The sequence below is a fragment of the Streptomyces sp. NBC_00775 genome, from assembly GCF_036347135.1.
In the GTDB taxonomy this organism is placed as follows: Bacteria; Actinomycetota; Actinomycetes; order Streptomycetales; family Streptomycetaceae; genus Streptomyces; species Streptomyces lutosisoli.
This window is the reverse complement of the sequence record NZ_CP108938.1, coordinates 7073749-7087814: the sequence shown is the minus strand read 5'-3', so window position 1 is coordinate 7087814 and position 14066 is coordinate 7073749. Positions and strand designations below refer to the sequence as shown.

Below are 14066 nucleotides of genomic sequence, written 5' to 3'. Positions count from 1 at the left end.
GTGCGCAGCAGGGGCCCGCGGTCCGTCAGGCGGCCATGGCCGAGCAGGTGCTGGCCGACGGTTCGGCGACGGCGGCCGAGCTCGCCGAGCGCTTCGGGGTGAGCCTGATGACCATACACAGGGACCTCGACGAGCTCGAACGGCAGGGAATCGTACGGAAGTTCAGGGGCGGCGTGACCGCGCAGCCGTCCGGGGTCTTCGAGTCGAACGTGCAGTACCGGCTGAAGTCGATGCGCCCGCAGAAGGCGGCCGTCGCCGAGCGCGCGCTGAAGATGATCGAGCCCGGCATGGCGGTGCTGCTCGACGACTCGACGTCGGCGCTGGAGATAGCCCGCGGGCTCCGGCTCGGTGAGATCACCCCGCTCACGGTCGTCACCAACTTCCTGGAGGCGATCAATCTCCTCGCCGACCGGCGCGGCATCCATCTGATGGCCCTGGGCGGCGACTACGACCCACTGCACTCCTCGTTCCTCGGGGTGTCCTGCGTGGAGGCGGTGCAGTCGCTGCGCGTCGACGTCTGCTTCGCGTCGACGTCGGCGGTCTTCGGCGGCCACGCCTACCACCAGGAGCAGCACATCGTGTCCGTGAAGCGCGCCATGCTCGACTCGGCCGCCCGCAACATCCTGCTGCTCGACCACACCAAGCTCGGCCGGGTCGCCCTGCACCGGGTCGTCCCGCTGTCCCGCTTCGACCTGGTCCTCGTCGACGACGGGGCGTCGGCGGAGGCGCTGCGCGATCTCGACGAGCACAAGGTCCCGTACGAAGTGTGCGCCACCGGCAGCGGTGGCTGACCGATCCTCAGAGTGGGGTGCTGATGGCCGAGTTGGAGTTGCGCGAGCTGCGCAAGACGTACCGGTCCCGGGGCCGCCCGGCCGTGGACGCCGTACGCGGTATCGACCTGGAGCTGCGCTCCGGCGAACTGCTGGGGCTGCTCGGTCCGTCCGGGTGCGGCAAGTCGACCACGCTGCGGATGATCGCCGGCCTGGAGACGGTGACCGGCGGGGACATCCTGGTCGGCGGTGCCTCGGTCGTGGGGCGGCCCGCGCAGGCCCGCAACATCGGGGTCGCCTTCGAGAACTACGCGCTGTATCCGCCGCTGAACGTCGCCGAGAACCTGGCGTTCGGGCTGAAGGCGCGCAGGCGTGCGGCACGTGGTTCTCATGCGGACGTCGCCCGCAAGGTCGCCGAGATCGCCGAGCGCGTCGACCTCACCGGCCTCCTCCAGGCCCGGCCCGCCGGACTCTCCAGCGGCCAGAAGCAGCGCGTCGCCCTCGCCCGCGCGCTGATCCGCGAACCCGACGTCCTCCTGCTCGACGAGCCGCTGTCCCACCTCGACGCGGCCCAGCGCGACACCACCCGCCGTGAACTCAAGCGCATCCAGCGGGATTTAGGACATACGACGATCCTGGTCACGCACGACCAGGAGGAGGCCCTCTCCCTCGCCGACCGGATCGCCGTGATGAAGGACGGCGTCATCCAGCAGCTCGGCACGCCGTACGAGATCTACGACAGCCCGGCCAATGTCTTCGTCGCCGACTTCGTCGGGGAGCCCGCGATCAATCTGCTGCCGGGGATCTCGACGGGGGACGGCCGCGCACGGCTGTCGGAGGCGGTGAGCTTCGCGCTGCCGGTGAAGGTGGCGGAGGGGCGCGAGGTGGTGATCGGCATCCGGCCGGAGGATCTGCGGCTGGCCGGCGGGGACGGCGGGAGTGGCGCACGCGACGGGGGCAACGGACGGCAAGCCGCAGGTGGCGCCCCCACCGGCGTCCGAGCGCGGGTGAGTGCGCACGAGCCGCTGCTGGAGTCGGGCATCGCCACCCTCGCGCTCGAAGGGGTCGTACGGCCGCTCGTCGTCCTCACCGATCCCGAGGTGCGGCTCGCGCGGGACGAGCGGGTCCGGGTGACCGCCGATCCCGGCCTTACCCATGTGTTCGACGCCGAGACGGGAGACTCCCTTCGATGACCTCCGCCAAGACAGCGCCTGTGCGTGTGGTGGCCGCCGGTGACCATTTCGTCCTGCCGTCCCTGATCACGGGAGCGCTCCGCGACCAGCTGGGCGAACACCCCTTCTCTGTAAAGGAATTGACCCTCGGCTGGCCCCTGGAACCCTTCGGCCGGGTCGCCGAGGTCGAGGAGGCGAGCGACGCCGAGGACGAGCTGATCGAGGCGCTGGCCGACGCGGACGTCCTGGTCACCCAGATGGGCCCGGTGACCGAGCGGGTGCTGGCCGCCGCGGCCCGGCTGCGTCTGGTGGTCGTCTGCCGGGGCGGCCCCGTGAACGTCAACCAGGAGGCGGCCCGCTCCCACGGCGTACAGGTCTGCTTCGCACCGGGCCGCAACGCCGCCGCCACCGCCGAGTTCACCGTCGGCCTGCTCCTCGCCGCGCTGCGCCGCATCCCCCAGGCCCACGATCTCCTCGGCAGGCAAGGAAGTTGGGGCGGCGGCGCGACCTACTACACCTACGAGCAGAGCGGTCTGGAACTTGAGGACCTGCCGGTCGGGCTCGTCGGCTACGGGGCCGTCGGCAGCCGGGTCGCGCGGGTGCTCGGCGCGTTCGGGGCGCGGGTGCTGGTGTACGACCCGTATGTGCGCGGCGAGGTGCACGGGCTGCGGGTCTACTCGCTGGACGAACTCCTCGGCCGCTCCCGGGTGATCAGCCTGCACGCACGGCTCACCCCCGAGACGCGCGGGCTGATCGGCGCCCGCGAGCTGGCGCTGCTGCCGCCCGGCGCCGTCCTGGTGAACGTGGCGCGCGGTCCACTGGTCGACGAGTCCGCACTGTGCGACGCGCTGAAGAGCGGGCAGCTGTCCGCGGCGGCCCTCGACACCTATGAGCGGGAACCGGTGCCGCCGGACTCGCCGCTCTTCGACCTCGCCGCGACCGAACGGCTCGTGATGACACCGCACTTGGGCGGGGCCAGCCGCGCGGTGGCCGAAAAGGCCGCACGGATCGCGGCGGCGGAGGTGGGCCGCTGGACACGCGGGGAACCACTGGCACACTGCCTCGACTGAGCCCCGTAGCAGGCGAGTTGGAGAGTCGGCGAGTCGGCGAGTCGGCGACTGGAGCGCGTGAGCCGAACTGAGCCGAACCGAACCGAACCGCACCGAGCCGAGGGAGGCCGAGGGCATGTACGTCGGTATCGATGTGGGCACGTCCATGGTGAAGGCAGCCGCCTTCGACGACACGGGCCGCGAACTGGCCGTCGAGGCACGGCCGGTGGATCTCACCCTCCGCGGCGGCTTCGTCGAGCAGGACATGGAGGAGGTGTACGCGGCGGTCGTCGCCGTGCTCACCGCGCTGACCGCCGCCGTGCCGGGCCCCGTCGAACTGGTCGGACTGACCGGGCAGGGCGACGGGGTGTGGCTCGTGGACGCCGAGGGCCTGCCGGTGCGGGCCGCCGCGTCCTGGATGGACGGCCGGGCGCACGAACTGGTCGACCAGTGGCTGGCGGACGGCACCTTCGAGACGGTCTTCCGGCGCACCGGCAGCGCCATGTTCCCCGGCTGCCCGGGACCGCTGCTGGCCTGGCTGGACCGCTACGAGCCTGCTTCGCTGGACTCGGCGACCACCGCCCTGTACTGCAAGGACATGGTCTTCCAGCGGCTGACGGGGGTGCGGGCGACGGACGTGTCGGACGCGTCGATGCCGTTCCTGGACCCACTCACCCGTGCGTACGACAACCGGGTCGTCGAGCTGCTCGGCCTGGCCCACCGGCGCGGCCTGCTGGCGCCGGTGAGCGACCCCGTGGCGACCGGGCGGACGCGCGGCGAAGGCCTGCCGCCCGGCACCCCGATCGCCAACGGCCCCTACGATCTCCCCTCCTGCGCGCTCGGCGCGGGCGTCACGGCCCCCGGCGACGGACTGCTGATCGTCGGCACCTGCCTGGCCAGCCTGGTCGGTACCGCCGACCTCGACCTGACCGGCGAACCGGCCGGCCTGTACATCTCGACCGACCGGGCCGGGTACTGGCTGCGCGCCATGCCCGCGATGGTCGGCACGGCGGCGCTCGACTGGGTCCTGTCGACGACCGGCGTCCACCACGACGAGGTGGACGAGCTGCTCGCCGCGACCCCGCCCGGCGCGAACGGCGTCCGCGTGCTCCCCTACTTCGCACCCTCCGGCGAACGCGCCCCCTTCGTCGAGCCCCGCCTGCGCGCCGAACTCACCGGCGTCTCCCTGGAGTCGACCCGCGCCGACCTGATCCGCGCCACCTGCGAGGGCATCGGCTACGCCGCCCGCCACTGCCTGGAGGCCGCGGGCCTGACGGGGTCCCTGGCCGTCTGCGGCGGCGGCACCCGCAGCCCCGCCTGGATGCGACTCCTCGCCGACGTGCTCGGGCGGCCGTTACGGGTCGTGGAGGGCGAGGTGGGGGCGCGGGGTGCGGTGCTCGCGGCGGCCGCGCGGTACGGGGTCGCCCTCGACACGGCCGCGTGGACGGAGCCAACGGCGGTCGTCGCCCCCGACGCGGCTCGGGCCGCCTACTATGCCAAGGCGTACGAGGACCACTTGTCCCGCCTGACGGAGGCCCGGGGCCGGGCGCGACGGTGATTCTTTCGCCCCCGCCGCCCCTACCCGTCCCATCCCTGGGGGCTGCGCCCCCAGACCCCCGCTGAAAAGATTGCGCAGTTCCCCGCGCCCCTTTTAGGGGCGCGGGGAACTGCGCAATCTTTTAGACCAGCCCCCACCCACCCGCAGGCGAAAAACGGGGGCGGGCGGGGGATCGCGGGGCGAAGCCCCGCGCCTTCAGGGGCGCGGGGAACTGCGCGAACGGCCCCCACCGGCCCGCAGACGAGACACAACCGAACGGGGTCGAAGGGGCGGAGCCCCGGAGACGACAGGAGGTACTGATGCGGACGCGCAGTCTGGACTGCCCGACCTGCGGCACCATGCAGGATTTCCGGCTTCTCACCGACAAGGAGAAGGCGGCGATCCGTTCGAAGAAGGGGGACCGCCATCAGGTGGACAACCTCTGGCGCTGCACCGCCACGGGCTGCCTCTCGTACTACCGCCACCTCAACAAGGGCGACCGCGGCCTCCTCCCCGAGGAATTCCGCGAGGAGAAGGCCGCCGAGGAGTGAGACCTACAGGTTGCTGAAGTCCGGCCCCGCCGTACGCGTGCGCTTGATCTCGTAGAAGCCCGGTACGGAGGCGACGAGCAGGGTGCCGTCCCAGAGCTTGGCGGCGTCCTCGCCCTTGGGGGCGGGGGTGACGACCGGGCCGAAGAAGGCGATCTGCTCGCCGTCGGCGCCGGGGACGGCTATGACGGGGGTGCCGACGTCCTGGCCGACCTTCTCGATGCCCTCCTTGTGGGAGGCGCGCAGCTCGGCGTCGAACTCGAAGTCCTCCTGGTCGGCGTAGTCGAGCAGGGAGGCGGGGAGACCGACCTCGTCGAGCGCGGCGGCTATCGCTTCCTTGGTCGGGCCCTCGCCGCCGTTGTGGAAGCGGGTGCCGAGCGCGGTGTAGAGGGGGCCGAGGACGTCGTCGCCGTGCTTCTGCCAGGCGGCGGTGACCACGCGTATCGGCTGCCACGCCGTGGTGGCCAGCATCTCGCGGTACTGCTCGGGCAGCTCGTCCAGCTTCGGCTCGTTCAGCACGGCGAGGCTCATGATGTGCCAGCGGACCTCAATGTCCCGGAGCTTCTCCACTTCCAGGACCCAGCGCGAGGTCATCCAGGCCCAGGGGCACAGCGGGTCGAACCAGAAGTCGACAGGGGTCTTGCCTGAACCGGTCTGAGCGGTCTGCTCGGGCATGGCTCTCCTCGGAAAGTGGTCTTTCCCGAGCCAACACCGACGCTCGCCCGCACCATTCCCGTACGCCCGCCGGCAATCTCACATGCCCGTCGGCAATCCGTCGGCAATCTCACACGCCCCTCGCCATTCCCGGTGCCCGGTGTCAGGGGCGCATGGCAGGATCGGTCCTGTTCACACGCATGTGTTCATGCCTGTCCACGACGCCACGAGGGAGTGCAGCCCGTGCCCGGTGAGAATCTGTCCCGCGACGAAGCCCAGGAGCGGGCGGCGCTGCTGTCCGTCGACAGTTACGAGGTCTCACTCGACCTGCGCTCGGCCGTCGGGGAAACGGATCCCGATGCGGCTGCCGCCGCGCCGCGCACGTTCCGCTCGGTCACCACCCTGCGCTTCCGCTGTACCGAGCCCGGCGCCGCGAGCTTCGCCGATCTGATCGCGCCGAGTGTGACCGCCGTCTCACTGAACGGCAAGGACCTCGACCCCAGCGAGGTCTTCGACGGCTCCCGGATCCGGCTGGAGGACCTCGCCGCCGACAACGAGCTCGTGGTCGACGCCCAGTGCGCCTACTCCCGCACCGGCGAGGGCATGCACCGCTTCGTCGACCCGGAGGACGGCGAGGTGTATCTGTACACGCAGTACGAGCCCGCCGACTCGCGCCGCGTCTTCACCAACTTCGAGCAGCCGGACCTCAAGGCCCCCTTCCGCTTCGAGGTGCGGGCCCCGGAGGGCTGGACCGTCTGGAGCAACGGCGTCGGTGAACTCACGGACGGCGTCTGGCAGTTCGCCGAGACCAAGCCGATCTCGACGTACATCACGGCGGTCGCGGCGGGCCCGTACCACTACGTGACCGACTCCTACTCCCGCACCTTCGACGACGGTACGACGCTGGAGATCCCCCTCGGCGCGATGTGCCGCAAGGGCCTGGCGCCCCACTTCGACTCCGACGACGTGTTCCTGGTGACCAAGCAGGGGCTGGACTTCTTCCACGACCACTTCGACTACCCGTACCCGTTCGGGAAGTACGACCAGGCGTTCGTGCCCGAGTACAACCTCGGCGCGATGGAGAACCCGGGACTCGTCACGTTCCGCGAGGAGTTCATCTTCCGCGGCAAGGTGACGCAGGCGTCGTACGAGAGCCGGGCGAACGTCATCCTGCACGAGATGGCGCACATGTGGTTCGGCGACCTCGTCACCATGGAGTGGTGGGACGACCTGTGGCTCAAGGAGTCCTTCGCCGACTTCATGGGCGCGTTCTCACTGGTCGGCGCGACCCGCTTCAAGGACGGCTGGATCACTTTCGCCAACCGCCGCAAGGCGTGGGCGTACCGCGCGGACCAGCTGCCGTCCACCCACCCGGTCACGGCCGACATCCGCGACCTCCAGGACGCCAAGCTCAACTTCGACGGCATCACGTACGCCAAGGGCGCTTCGGTACTGAAGCAGCTGGTGGCGTACGTCGGCCAGGACGCGTTCCTGGAAGGCGCCCGCCGCTACTTCAAGCGCAACGCGTACGGCAACACGCGCCTCGGCGACCTGCTGTCGGTGCTGGAGGAGACGAGCGGGCGGGACATGGCCGCCTGGTCGAGGTCCTGGCTGCAGACGGCCGGTGTCAACTCCCTTACTCCGCAGGTGATTCTGAGCGCGGAAGCCCGGATCACGGAGCTGGCCGTGTTGCAGGAGGCCGCCGAGTCGCACCCCGAACTGCGCCCGCACCGGGTGGCGGTGGGCCTGTACCGGCGTACGCCGGACGGTGCCCTTGAGCGGTACGCGCGCGCCGAGGTGGACGTCCACGGCCCGCGCACGGTCGTCGGGGAACTGGTCGGCGCCGAGGCCCCCGAGCTCGTCCTGGTCAACGACGACGACCTGACGTACTGCAAGATCCGTTTCGACGAGAACTCGCTGGCCACGCTGCGGGAGCGACTCGGGGAGATCACCGACCCGCTCGCCCGCGCCCTGTGCTGGTCGGCGCTGTGGAACCTCACCCGCGACGCGCTCATGCCCGCCCGCGACTTCATCGACCTGGTGCTGCGTTTCGCGGGACGCGAGTCCGACATCGGTGTGCTCCAGATGCTGCACGCCTGGGCCAACTCGGCCCTCACGCACTACGTGGTCCCCGACTGGCGCGCGGAGGGCGGACGCCTGCTCGCCGAGGGCGCGTTGAAGGAACTGCGGCTCGCCGAGCCGGGCAGCCAGCACCAGCTCACCTGGGCCCGCTTCTTCGCCACGGTGGCCTCCGGCGAGGCCGATCTCCAGCTGCTCCACGGCCTGTTGGAGGGCACCGCAAAGATCGACGGACTGGAGGTCGACCAGGAGCTGCGCTGGGCGTTCCAGGAACCGCTGGCGGCACACGGCGTGGCCGACGAGCAGGCCCTGGCCGCCGAACTGGCCCGCGACGACACGGCATCCGGCAAGCGCCACCAGGTCCGCTGCCTCGCCGCCCGCCCGTCGGCCGCCGTCAAGGCCCAGGCCTGGGCCGCCGTGGTCGAGTCCGACTCCCTCTCCAACGCCCTCGTCGAAGCGACCATCGCCGGCTTCACGCAGCCGTCCCAGCGGGAGCTGACGGCGCCGTACACCGCGAAGTACTTCGCCGCGATCGAGCGCATCTGGGCCGACCGCTCCATCCAGATCGGCATGGACGTGGTGAAGGGGCTGTTCCCGTCCCTCCAGGACTCCCAGGAGACCCTGGACGCGGCGGACACCTGGCTGACCGCCCACGAGAACGCGGCCCCGGCACTGCGGAGGCTGGTGCTGGAAGCGCGGGACGATCTGGCTCGGGCGCTGCGCGGGCAGGCGTGTGACGGGGTGGCGGCGGCCGGCTAACACGTGCCTGTGGGGCGCCGGTTCCGCCGGCGCCCCCACGCGTATCCGCCAGCGCCCCACGGGTCCGATGATCCCCCCACGGGTCCGATGATCCCCCCACGGGTCCGATGATTCCCCCGCGGATCCGATGATCCCCTCGGGATCCGGTGGTTACGAAATACAGGTATTCAGAGCCGTAACCCCTATTACTCCCCATCGGGACCAGCGCCTTTCGGCAGTCGAACGCCCGTACTTTAGTGCTGTCTTGTCCGGATTTGTCGACGGGCGTGTAACAGCGGTTAGAGGGCGGACCGGGCGAGGGAAACCCCCGGTCATGAACCACAACACCCCGCTCTCCCACACCCCCCACACCCCCCGCCCCCTCCGCCACCTGTCCGACGTACAGCGCCGGGTCCTGACCACCGCCCAGCTGCGCACCCACGGCGTGACCACCGCCGACACCAATGAGCAGTGCCGGCCGGGCGGCCCCTGGCAGCAGCTGCTCCCCGGCGTCTTCCTCCTCCACCCGGGCCCGCCCACCTCCGAGGAGCGCCTGCACGCGGTGCTGCTGTACGCCGCCCGCTCCCCCGTTCCCGTCCCGGCGGCGGCCATCCCCGCCCAGCCGGGCGCCGAGGAGCCGCACGCACCGCAGCCGTACGCGGACGCCCTGATCACCGGCCTCGCGGCCCTCACCCTGCACGGCTTCTCCTCGGCCCCGCCCCTCCTCTCCCTCGACAAGATCGACGTCCTGGTCCCCCGCCTGCGCCGCCTCCGCTCACACGGCTGCGCCCGCATCGTCCGTACGCCCTCCCTCCCCGCCCCCGCGTTCGTGACCGGCGTCCCGGTCGCCCCCGTCCCCCGCGCCCTGGCCGACGCGGTCGCGGAACTGGCCGACGCGGGCGTCGTACGCCGGCTGCTGACCGAGGCGGTACGGGGCGGCCACTGCGAACCCGCCGCGGTCGTACGGGAATTGACGGCGGCCCGGCTGCTCAGCCGCACCCACGTGGTGGACGCGGTCGACTCACTGCTGGCGGAGGGCAGGGCGATCGCGGAGGACCGCCTCCACCGGATGGTCCGCGAGCACGGCCTCCCGGACCCGGTCTGGAACGTGGACCTCCGGCTCCCCGGCGGCCCCCACCTGGGCGGCCTGGACGCCTACTGGCCGGAGCAGGCGGTCGCGGTCGAGCTCGACACCCGCGTCCCCCGCCAGGACGAGGACGCCCTCTGGTCGGAGTACGCCCGCAAGCGCGAGGTCCTGGAGCGCCTCGGCATCACGGTCGTCTACATCACCCCCAAGAAGCTCCGCGACACGATGGAGCAGCAGGCCACGGTCGTACGCACCGCCCTGATGGCGTCGAACGACCGCGAACCGGCGGCGTACGTGGTGGTGCTGCCCCGGTAGTGACGGACCGGGCCGGTATCAGGAGGGGAGGGAAGGGGCTCGCGAGGTGATCTCACGGGCCCCTTCCCACATGTCGCACGTCGGTGGCGTTGTCAGTGGCCCGCTCTACTGTGGGCGGAACAGGAGCCACGCCGATCAACCCGACGAGCCACCGACGAGCAAGACGTGAGACAGGAGAGCCCCATGACGACTCTGCCCAACCGGCCGAACACCGCGCTGCTCGTGGTCGACGTACAGAAGGGCGCGGTGGACGGCTCCCACAACCGCGACAGCATGATCGCGAACATCAACACCCTGGTCGACAAGGCCCGCGCGGAGGACGTGCCGGTGATCTGGGTCCAGCACTCCGACGACCATCTGAAGCGGGACAGTGAGGCTTGGCAGTACGTCCCGGAGTTGGTCCGCTCCCCTTCGGAGCCCCTCGTCCACAAGGCCTACGGCGACTCGTTCGAGGCCACCGAACTGGAGACCCTCCTCGCCGAACGCGCCGTCGGCCGGCTCGTCGTCACCGGCGCCCAGACCGACGCGTGCATCCGTTCGACCCTCCACGGCGCCTTCACCCGCGGCTACGACGTGACCCTGGTCGGCGACGCCCACACCACGGAGGACCTCACCGAGTACGGCGCCCCGTCCCCGGAGCTGGTGGTCGCCCACACCAACCTGTACTGGGAGTGGCAGAGCGCGCCCGGGCGGCGCGGGGAGACGGTCGACACGGCGAAGGTGACGTTCAGGACGGACGTCGCCGGCTAGCAGCCAGTACGTGGTGGCGGGAGTACGGCTCCCCGTGCTGCTCAACGTGACGGTCTTGGGGGTCGTCCAGGTGTCGCTGCCAGACGCCCAGGTCGTCAGCTCCGCCAGTAGGCGGAAGGCCAAACTCGCCTTCGGGTAGGGCTTCTTGGCCTCCCCCTACTGTCCTACTCCCCTACCTGCCGCAGAACTCCCCCTCAATCACCGCATCACTGTCCCCCGACCAGTCCCCGTTGAAGTTGAAGGAAAGAGAGTGGCGGCCGTCCGCGGTCGTCACCGACGACGACGTCGAGCCGTGGATGCCGCCGTCATGGCCCCAGACGTGGACCCCACAGCTCAGCTTCCGGTCGATGAGGCCCAGGCCGTAGCCGGCGTTCGGGATCTCGTCGACCTTGATCGTGGTCTTCATCTCCTTGAGCTGCTGGGGCGGGAGGAGCTTGCCTCGGAGCAGGGCCGCGTAGAAGCGGTTCAGGTCGGAGGAGTTGGAGATCATCTCTCCGGCCGAGGACGCCAGGGACGGGTTCAGTTCCGTGGCGTCGTACGTCGGGCCCGTTGTCGACTCCGCCAGTTTCGAGTACGCGCGGCTGCTCGGGTGCGGGACCGTCACCCTCGTGCCAGGGACCGATGTCGCGTGCAGGTCCAGGGGGTCGATGATGCGGTGGCGGATCTCCGTCGCGTACGAGTGACCGGTGACCCGGTTGATCACCATGCCGGCCAGGACGTAGTTCGTGTTCGAGTAGCTCCACGACGTGCCCGGTGCGAAGACCGGCTTGTGGGTCATGGCCAGTTGGACCAGTTGGCCCGGGGTCTTCGTGTCGTAGCGGTGCTGGAAGAAGCCGTCCTTCAGGAAGTACGTGCGGACGAAGCCGGAGTCGTTCGTGTAGTCGAAGATTCCGCTGGTGTGGTTGAGGAGTTGGCGGATGGTGATCTCGCTGCCGTCGTGGCCATGGCCCCGCACCACGCCCGGGAGCCACTTGTCCACCGTGTCGTCCAGCGACAGGCGTCCCTCCGCCTCCAGTTGGAGCAGCACCGTGGAGACGAAGGTCTTGGTGATGCTGCCGACGCGGTAGCGGTCCGCCGTGGAGCGCGGTGCCCCGGTGCGGAGGTTGCCCACGCCCGTCGTCGCGGACCACGTGCCGTGCGCGTCCTTGGCTGTTGCCGTCACGCCCGGCACGCCGTCCTTCACGGCCGCCTCCATGGCCGTGCGGGTGGCGGTGTGGTCGGCTCGGGCGGGCGCCGCCGTCGCCGTTCCCGCCAGCGTCGCCGCCACCGCCACCGCGGTCGCGCCCACCAGCCCCGCACGCCCCGTACGTCCCATCGTTCCCGCACGCCCGGCCCATCCCGTACGCACCCTCATGTCTTCCCCCTTCTCACCGTTCTCACCGTTGAGCTTGGTCACGGGGAGGGACCTGAGAGGCGTACGCGAAGGTTGCCTTGCCTTGTGTCGGTTGAGTGGTTTTCAGCCCTTCTTCAGCACCAGCTCCGTGTTGCGGTCCCGCGACGACCCCGACAGGTCCGTGCGGGCGCCGGGCGCGTTGAAGGACAGCTCGCGGTAGAGCGCCGCCAGACCCGTCTGGGTCAGGTCGGAGAAGTCCGTCGCGTGGGGGGCGGCGGACTCGATGAGGGTGGTGAAGAGGGAGAGGGTGCCGTCCTTGTTGTCCACCAGCTCGATGACGCGGGCGAGTTGGGGGAAGTCGACGTGGGAGGCGGTGCAGATCTCCCAGAAGGAGCGGTTGTCGGGGGCGGCGTGCGGGATGATCTCGTTCTTGTGGGTGTGGCCGTTCACCCAGGCCAGGACGTTGCTGAAGCTGGCGAGGAGGGCGATGACGTCGTCGCCGCCGTGGCGCTTCTCGGCGGGGTGGGCCGGGTCGGCGTGGCGGTTGTCCATCGTCTTGCTGGTGTGGTGGCTGAAGACGATGACGTACGAGTCCTTGTTCTCGCGCAGCGTCCTCTCCAGCCAGCGCAGCTGGGCGGTGCCGATGGAGCCCGCGTAGTGGCCGCCGGGGTCGGTGGTGTCGAGGCTGACGCCGATGACGTCCTCGGCGATGCGGAACGTGTAGTACTGGGTGCCCGCGGCGAGGTTCGCGGAGGAGTAGCCGTGGCCGATGGGGCCCGGGCCCGTGTTGGCCGGGTCGAGGTGGGCCTTCAGGTACTCGGCGGGGGTGAACGGGGCGCGGTTCTCGTCCGGCGTGACCGAGCGCATCTCCCGGGTGTGGGCCTTGAGCAGGTCCCGGAACTCCTTGCCCTTGGGGCTGGTGCCGTTCTTGATGGACTTCTGCAGGGCGGTGCACTCCGAGGCGGGCAGCGACATCAGCTTCTTGCCGCCGACGGCGAAGTCGGTGAGGTACGAGTCGCCGCGTGAGCCGTAGCAGCCGAGCGGGAGCGCGTCGTGGTTGCCGACCGTGGAGTACCAGGGCAGCTTGAGGCCGGGGCTTCGCAGCTCGCGGATCGCGGCCTCCAGGAAGCCGTCGATGCGCGGGAAGCCGAGCTGCTTGTCGGCGTCGCGCAGGGCCGCGTCGGGCTGCCAGTACGTCTTGAGGCCGCTGGCCTGGACGCCCTCGTAGTGGCGCGGGTCGCCGCTGTTGGGGGTGATGCGGCCGCCGCTCATGACCTTCAGGAACCACTCCAGTTCCGTTTTGGAGTTGTTGTCCGTGTTGTCGCCCGTGGTCATCACGAAGTGCAGCGGGGAGCCGGTGACGGGGGCTCCTCGCAGCGAGTTGACCCGCTCGATGAGCGAGACGGCGCCCGCGACGGTCAGCGTCTCCTGCGGACGCCAGGCGCTCTTGTTCTGCGAGCGCAGGTACTCCAGGCGCAGCGGGTGCTGGGCGTCCATCAGGTGCAGGTCGGTGAGCTGCACGAACGCGGCGAGCGTGGTGCGGCGGTCGGCCCGGCCCGACTTGGCGGAGGCCAGCTCGTCGCGTACCAGCCGCTTCCAGCCGGGGCCGTCGCCCAGCCGCCGGTAGCCGGAGGAGCCGGAGCGGGGGGCGGCGACGCCGCGCAGGGTGGTGCCGCGGGTGTAGGGGGCCAGCTCGGCGGGGGCCAGTGGGCTCACCCCGCTCGCCCCGGCGCCGTTGTGCGCGAGGGAGTCGGCGACGGGTGCCTGGCCCGGCGTGGCGGCATGCGCGGCGGAGTCCGGGCGCAGGGCGAGACCGATCCCTGCGGAGAGGGACACCGCTCCGGTGGCGGCGAGCAGGGTGCGGCGGTTGAGGGCGGGTACGGCGGCGACAGAGCGTATGCGCGACATGGCGCGGTCTCCCCGAGTGCGAACGCGTCGGCAGTGGTCGCGGGGCGTTCGGCTGGCGAACTTCCCGCTCACACTGGATCGTTGGCACCGGGGATGACCTGCGCGTTAACTCGGCCGCAACGGCCA

Annotated in this window: 11 protein-coding genes; 8 read left to right on the top strand and 3 right to left on the bottom strand. The window is 70.8% G+C overall.

The genetic code is table 11. The features are described 5' to 3' along the window. Nucleotides 1-35 precede the first annotated feature (35 nt). The 5 genes from OIC96_RS31600 (at nt 36) to OIC96_RS31580 (ending at nt 5079) form a co-directional block, all read left to right on the top strand. Nucleotides 36-791: a DeoR/GlpR family DNA-binding transcription regulator gene (locus OIC96_RS31600; protein WP_327435022.1), complete on the top strand. Its 756-nt coding sequence runs from the start codon at nt 36-38 to the stop codon at nt 789-791. A gap of 23 nt (nt 792-814) precedes the next feature. Continuing rightward, nucleotides 815-1963, top strand: a complete 1149-nt coding sequence (locus OIC96_RS31595) for an ABC transporter ATP-binding protein (protein ID WP_330462143.1) — start codon at nt 815-817, stop codon at nt 1961-1963. Beyond that, the gene (locus OIC96_RS31590) at nt 1960-3012 is read left to right on the top strand and encodes a 2-hydroxyacid dehydrogenase (protein WP_330304593.1); all 1053 of its coding nucleotides are present in this window, start codon (nt 1960-1962) and stop codon (nt 3010-3012) included. Before OIC96_RS31595 ends, OIC96_RS31590 begins: the two co-directional genes overlap by 4 nt. 115 nt (nt 3013-3127) lie before the next feature. Then, nucleotides 3128-4549 (top strand): FGGY-family carbohydrate kinase, encoded by a 1422-nt coding sequence (locus tag OIC96_RS31585; RefSeq protein ID WP_330304594.1) that lies wholly within the window; start codon nt 3128-3130, stop codon nt 4547-4549. A gap of 299 nt (nt 4550-4848) precedes the next feature. Then, a complete protein-coding gene (locus OIC96_RS31580; protein ID WP_330304595.1) occupies nt 4849-5079 on the top strand; it encodes a hypothetical protein in 231 nt (76 codons plus the stop codon). Nucleotides 5080-5082: 3 nt separating this feature from the next. On the opposite strand, the gene OIC96_RS31575 is transcribed toward OIC96_RS31580, so the two are convergent. Then, nucleotides 5083-5751 carry a mycothiol-dependent nitroreductase Rv2466c family protein gene (locus OIC96_RS31575; RefSeq protein ID WP_330304596.1) on the bottom strand — a complete coding sequence of 223 codons (669 nt, stop codon included), beginning with the start codon at nt 5749-5751 and terminating at the stop codon, nt 5083-5085. Between the two features lie 222 nt (nt 5752-5973). Here OIC96_RS31575 and pepN point away from each other — a divergent pair, with 222 nt between their 5' ends. The 3 genes from pepN (at nt 5974) to OIC96_RS31560 (ending at nt 10699) form a co-directional block, all read left to right on the top strand. Beyond that, the gene (gene pepN / locus OIC96_RS31570) at nt 5974-8568 is read left to right on the top strand and encodes an aminopeptidase N (protein WP_330304597.1); all 2595 of its coding nucleotides are present in this window, start codon (nt 5974-5976) and stop codon (nt 8566-8568) included. Between the two features lie 313 nt (nt 8569-8881). Continuing rightward, nucleotides 8882-9949, top strand: a complete 1068-nt coding sequence (locus tag OIC96_RS31565; protein ID WP_330304598.1) for a hypothetical protein — start codon at nt 8882-8884, stop codon at nt 9947-9949. A gap of 183 nt (nt 9950-10132) precedes the next feature. Further along, the gene (locus OIC96_RS31560; protein WP_330304599.1) at nt 10133-10699 is read left to right on the top strand and encodes an isochorismatase family protein; all 567 of its coding nucleotides are present in this window, start codon (nt 10133-10135) and stop codon (nt 10697-10699) included. A 172-nt stretch (nt 10700-10871) separates the two neighbouring features. On the opposite strand, the gene OIC96_RS31555 is transcribed toward OIC96_RS31560, so the two are convergent. Together OIC96_RS31555 and OIC96_RS31550 are read right to left on the bottom strand one after the other, a co-directional pair. Continuing rightward, nucleotides 10872-12014: a serine hydrolase domain-containing protein gene (locus OIC96_RS31555; protein ID WP_406502263.1), complete on the bottom strand. Its 1143-nt coding sequence runs from the start codon at nt 12012-12014 to the stop codon at nt 10872-10874. A 141-nt stretch (nt 12015-12155) separates the two neighbouring features. Further along, complete coding sequence (locus OIC96_RS31550) at nt 12156-13940, bottom strand: TIGR03767 family metallophosphoesterase (RefSeq protein ID WP_330304600.1); 1785 nt, start codon at nt 13938-13940, stop codon at nt 12156-12158. Nucleotides 13941-14066: the final 126 nt, after the last annotated feature.

What these genes read in the sequence shown, in the direction of transcription:
- OIC96_RS31600 (WP_327435022.1), top strand. Translation starts at nt 36, where the DNA reads ATGGCCGAGCAGGTGCTGGCCGACGGTTCGGCGACGGCGGCCGAGCTC.
- OIC96_RS31595 (WP_330462143.1), top strand. Translation starts at nt 815, where the DNA reads ATGGCCGAGTTGGAGTTGCGCGAGCTGCGCAAGACGTACCGGTCCCGG.
- OIC96_RS31590 (WP_330304593.1), top strand. Translation starts at nt 1,960, where the DNA reads ATGACCTCCGCCAAGACAGCGCCTGTGCGTGTGGTGGCCGCCGGTGAC.
- OIC96_RS31585 (WP_330304594.1), top strand. Translation starts at nt 3,128, where the DNA reads ATGTACGTCGGTATCGATGTGGGCACGTCCATGGTGAAGGCAGCCGCC.
- OIC96_RS31580 (WP_330304595.1), top strand. Translation starts at nt 4,849, where the DNA reads ATGCGGACGCGCAGTCTGGACTGCCCGACCTGCGGCACCATGCAGGAT.
- OIC96_RS31575 (WP_330304596.1), bottom strand. Translation starts at nt 5,751, where the DNA reads ATGCCCGAGCAGACCGCTCAGACCGGTTCAGGCAAGACCCCTGTCGAC.
- OIC96_RS31565 (WP_330304598.1), top strand. Translation starts at nt 8,882, where the DNA reads ATGAACCACAACACCCCGCTCTCCCACACCCCCCACACCCCCCGCCCC.
- OIC96_RS31560 (WP_330304599.1), top strand. Translation starts at nt 10,133, where the DNA reads ATGACGACTCTGCCCAACCGGCCGAACACCGCGCTGCTCGTGGTCGAC.
- OIC96_RS31555 (WP_406502263.1), bottom strand. Translation starts at nt 12,014, where the DNA reads ATGGGACGTACGGGGCGTGCGGGGCTGGTGGGCGCGACCGCGGTGGCG.
- OIC96_RS31550 (WP_330304600.1), bottom strand. Translation starts at nt 13,940, where the DNA reads ATGTCGCGCATACGCTCTGTCGCCGCCGTACCCGCCCTCAACCGCCGC.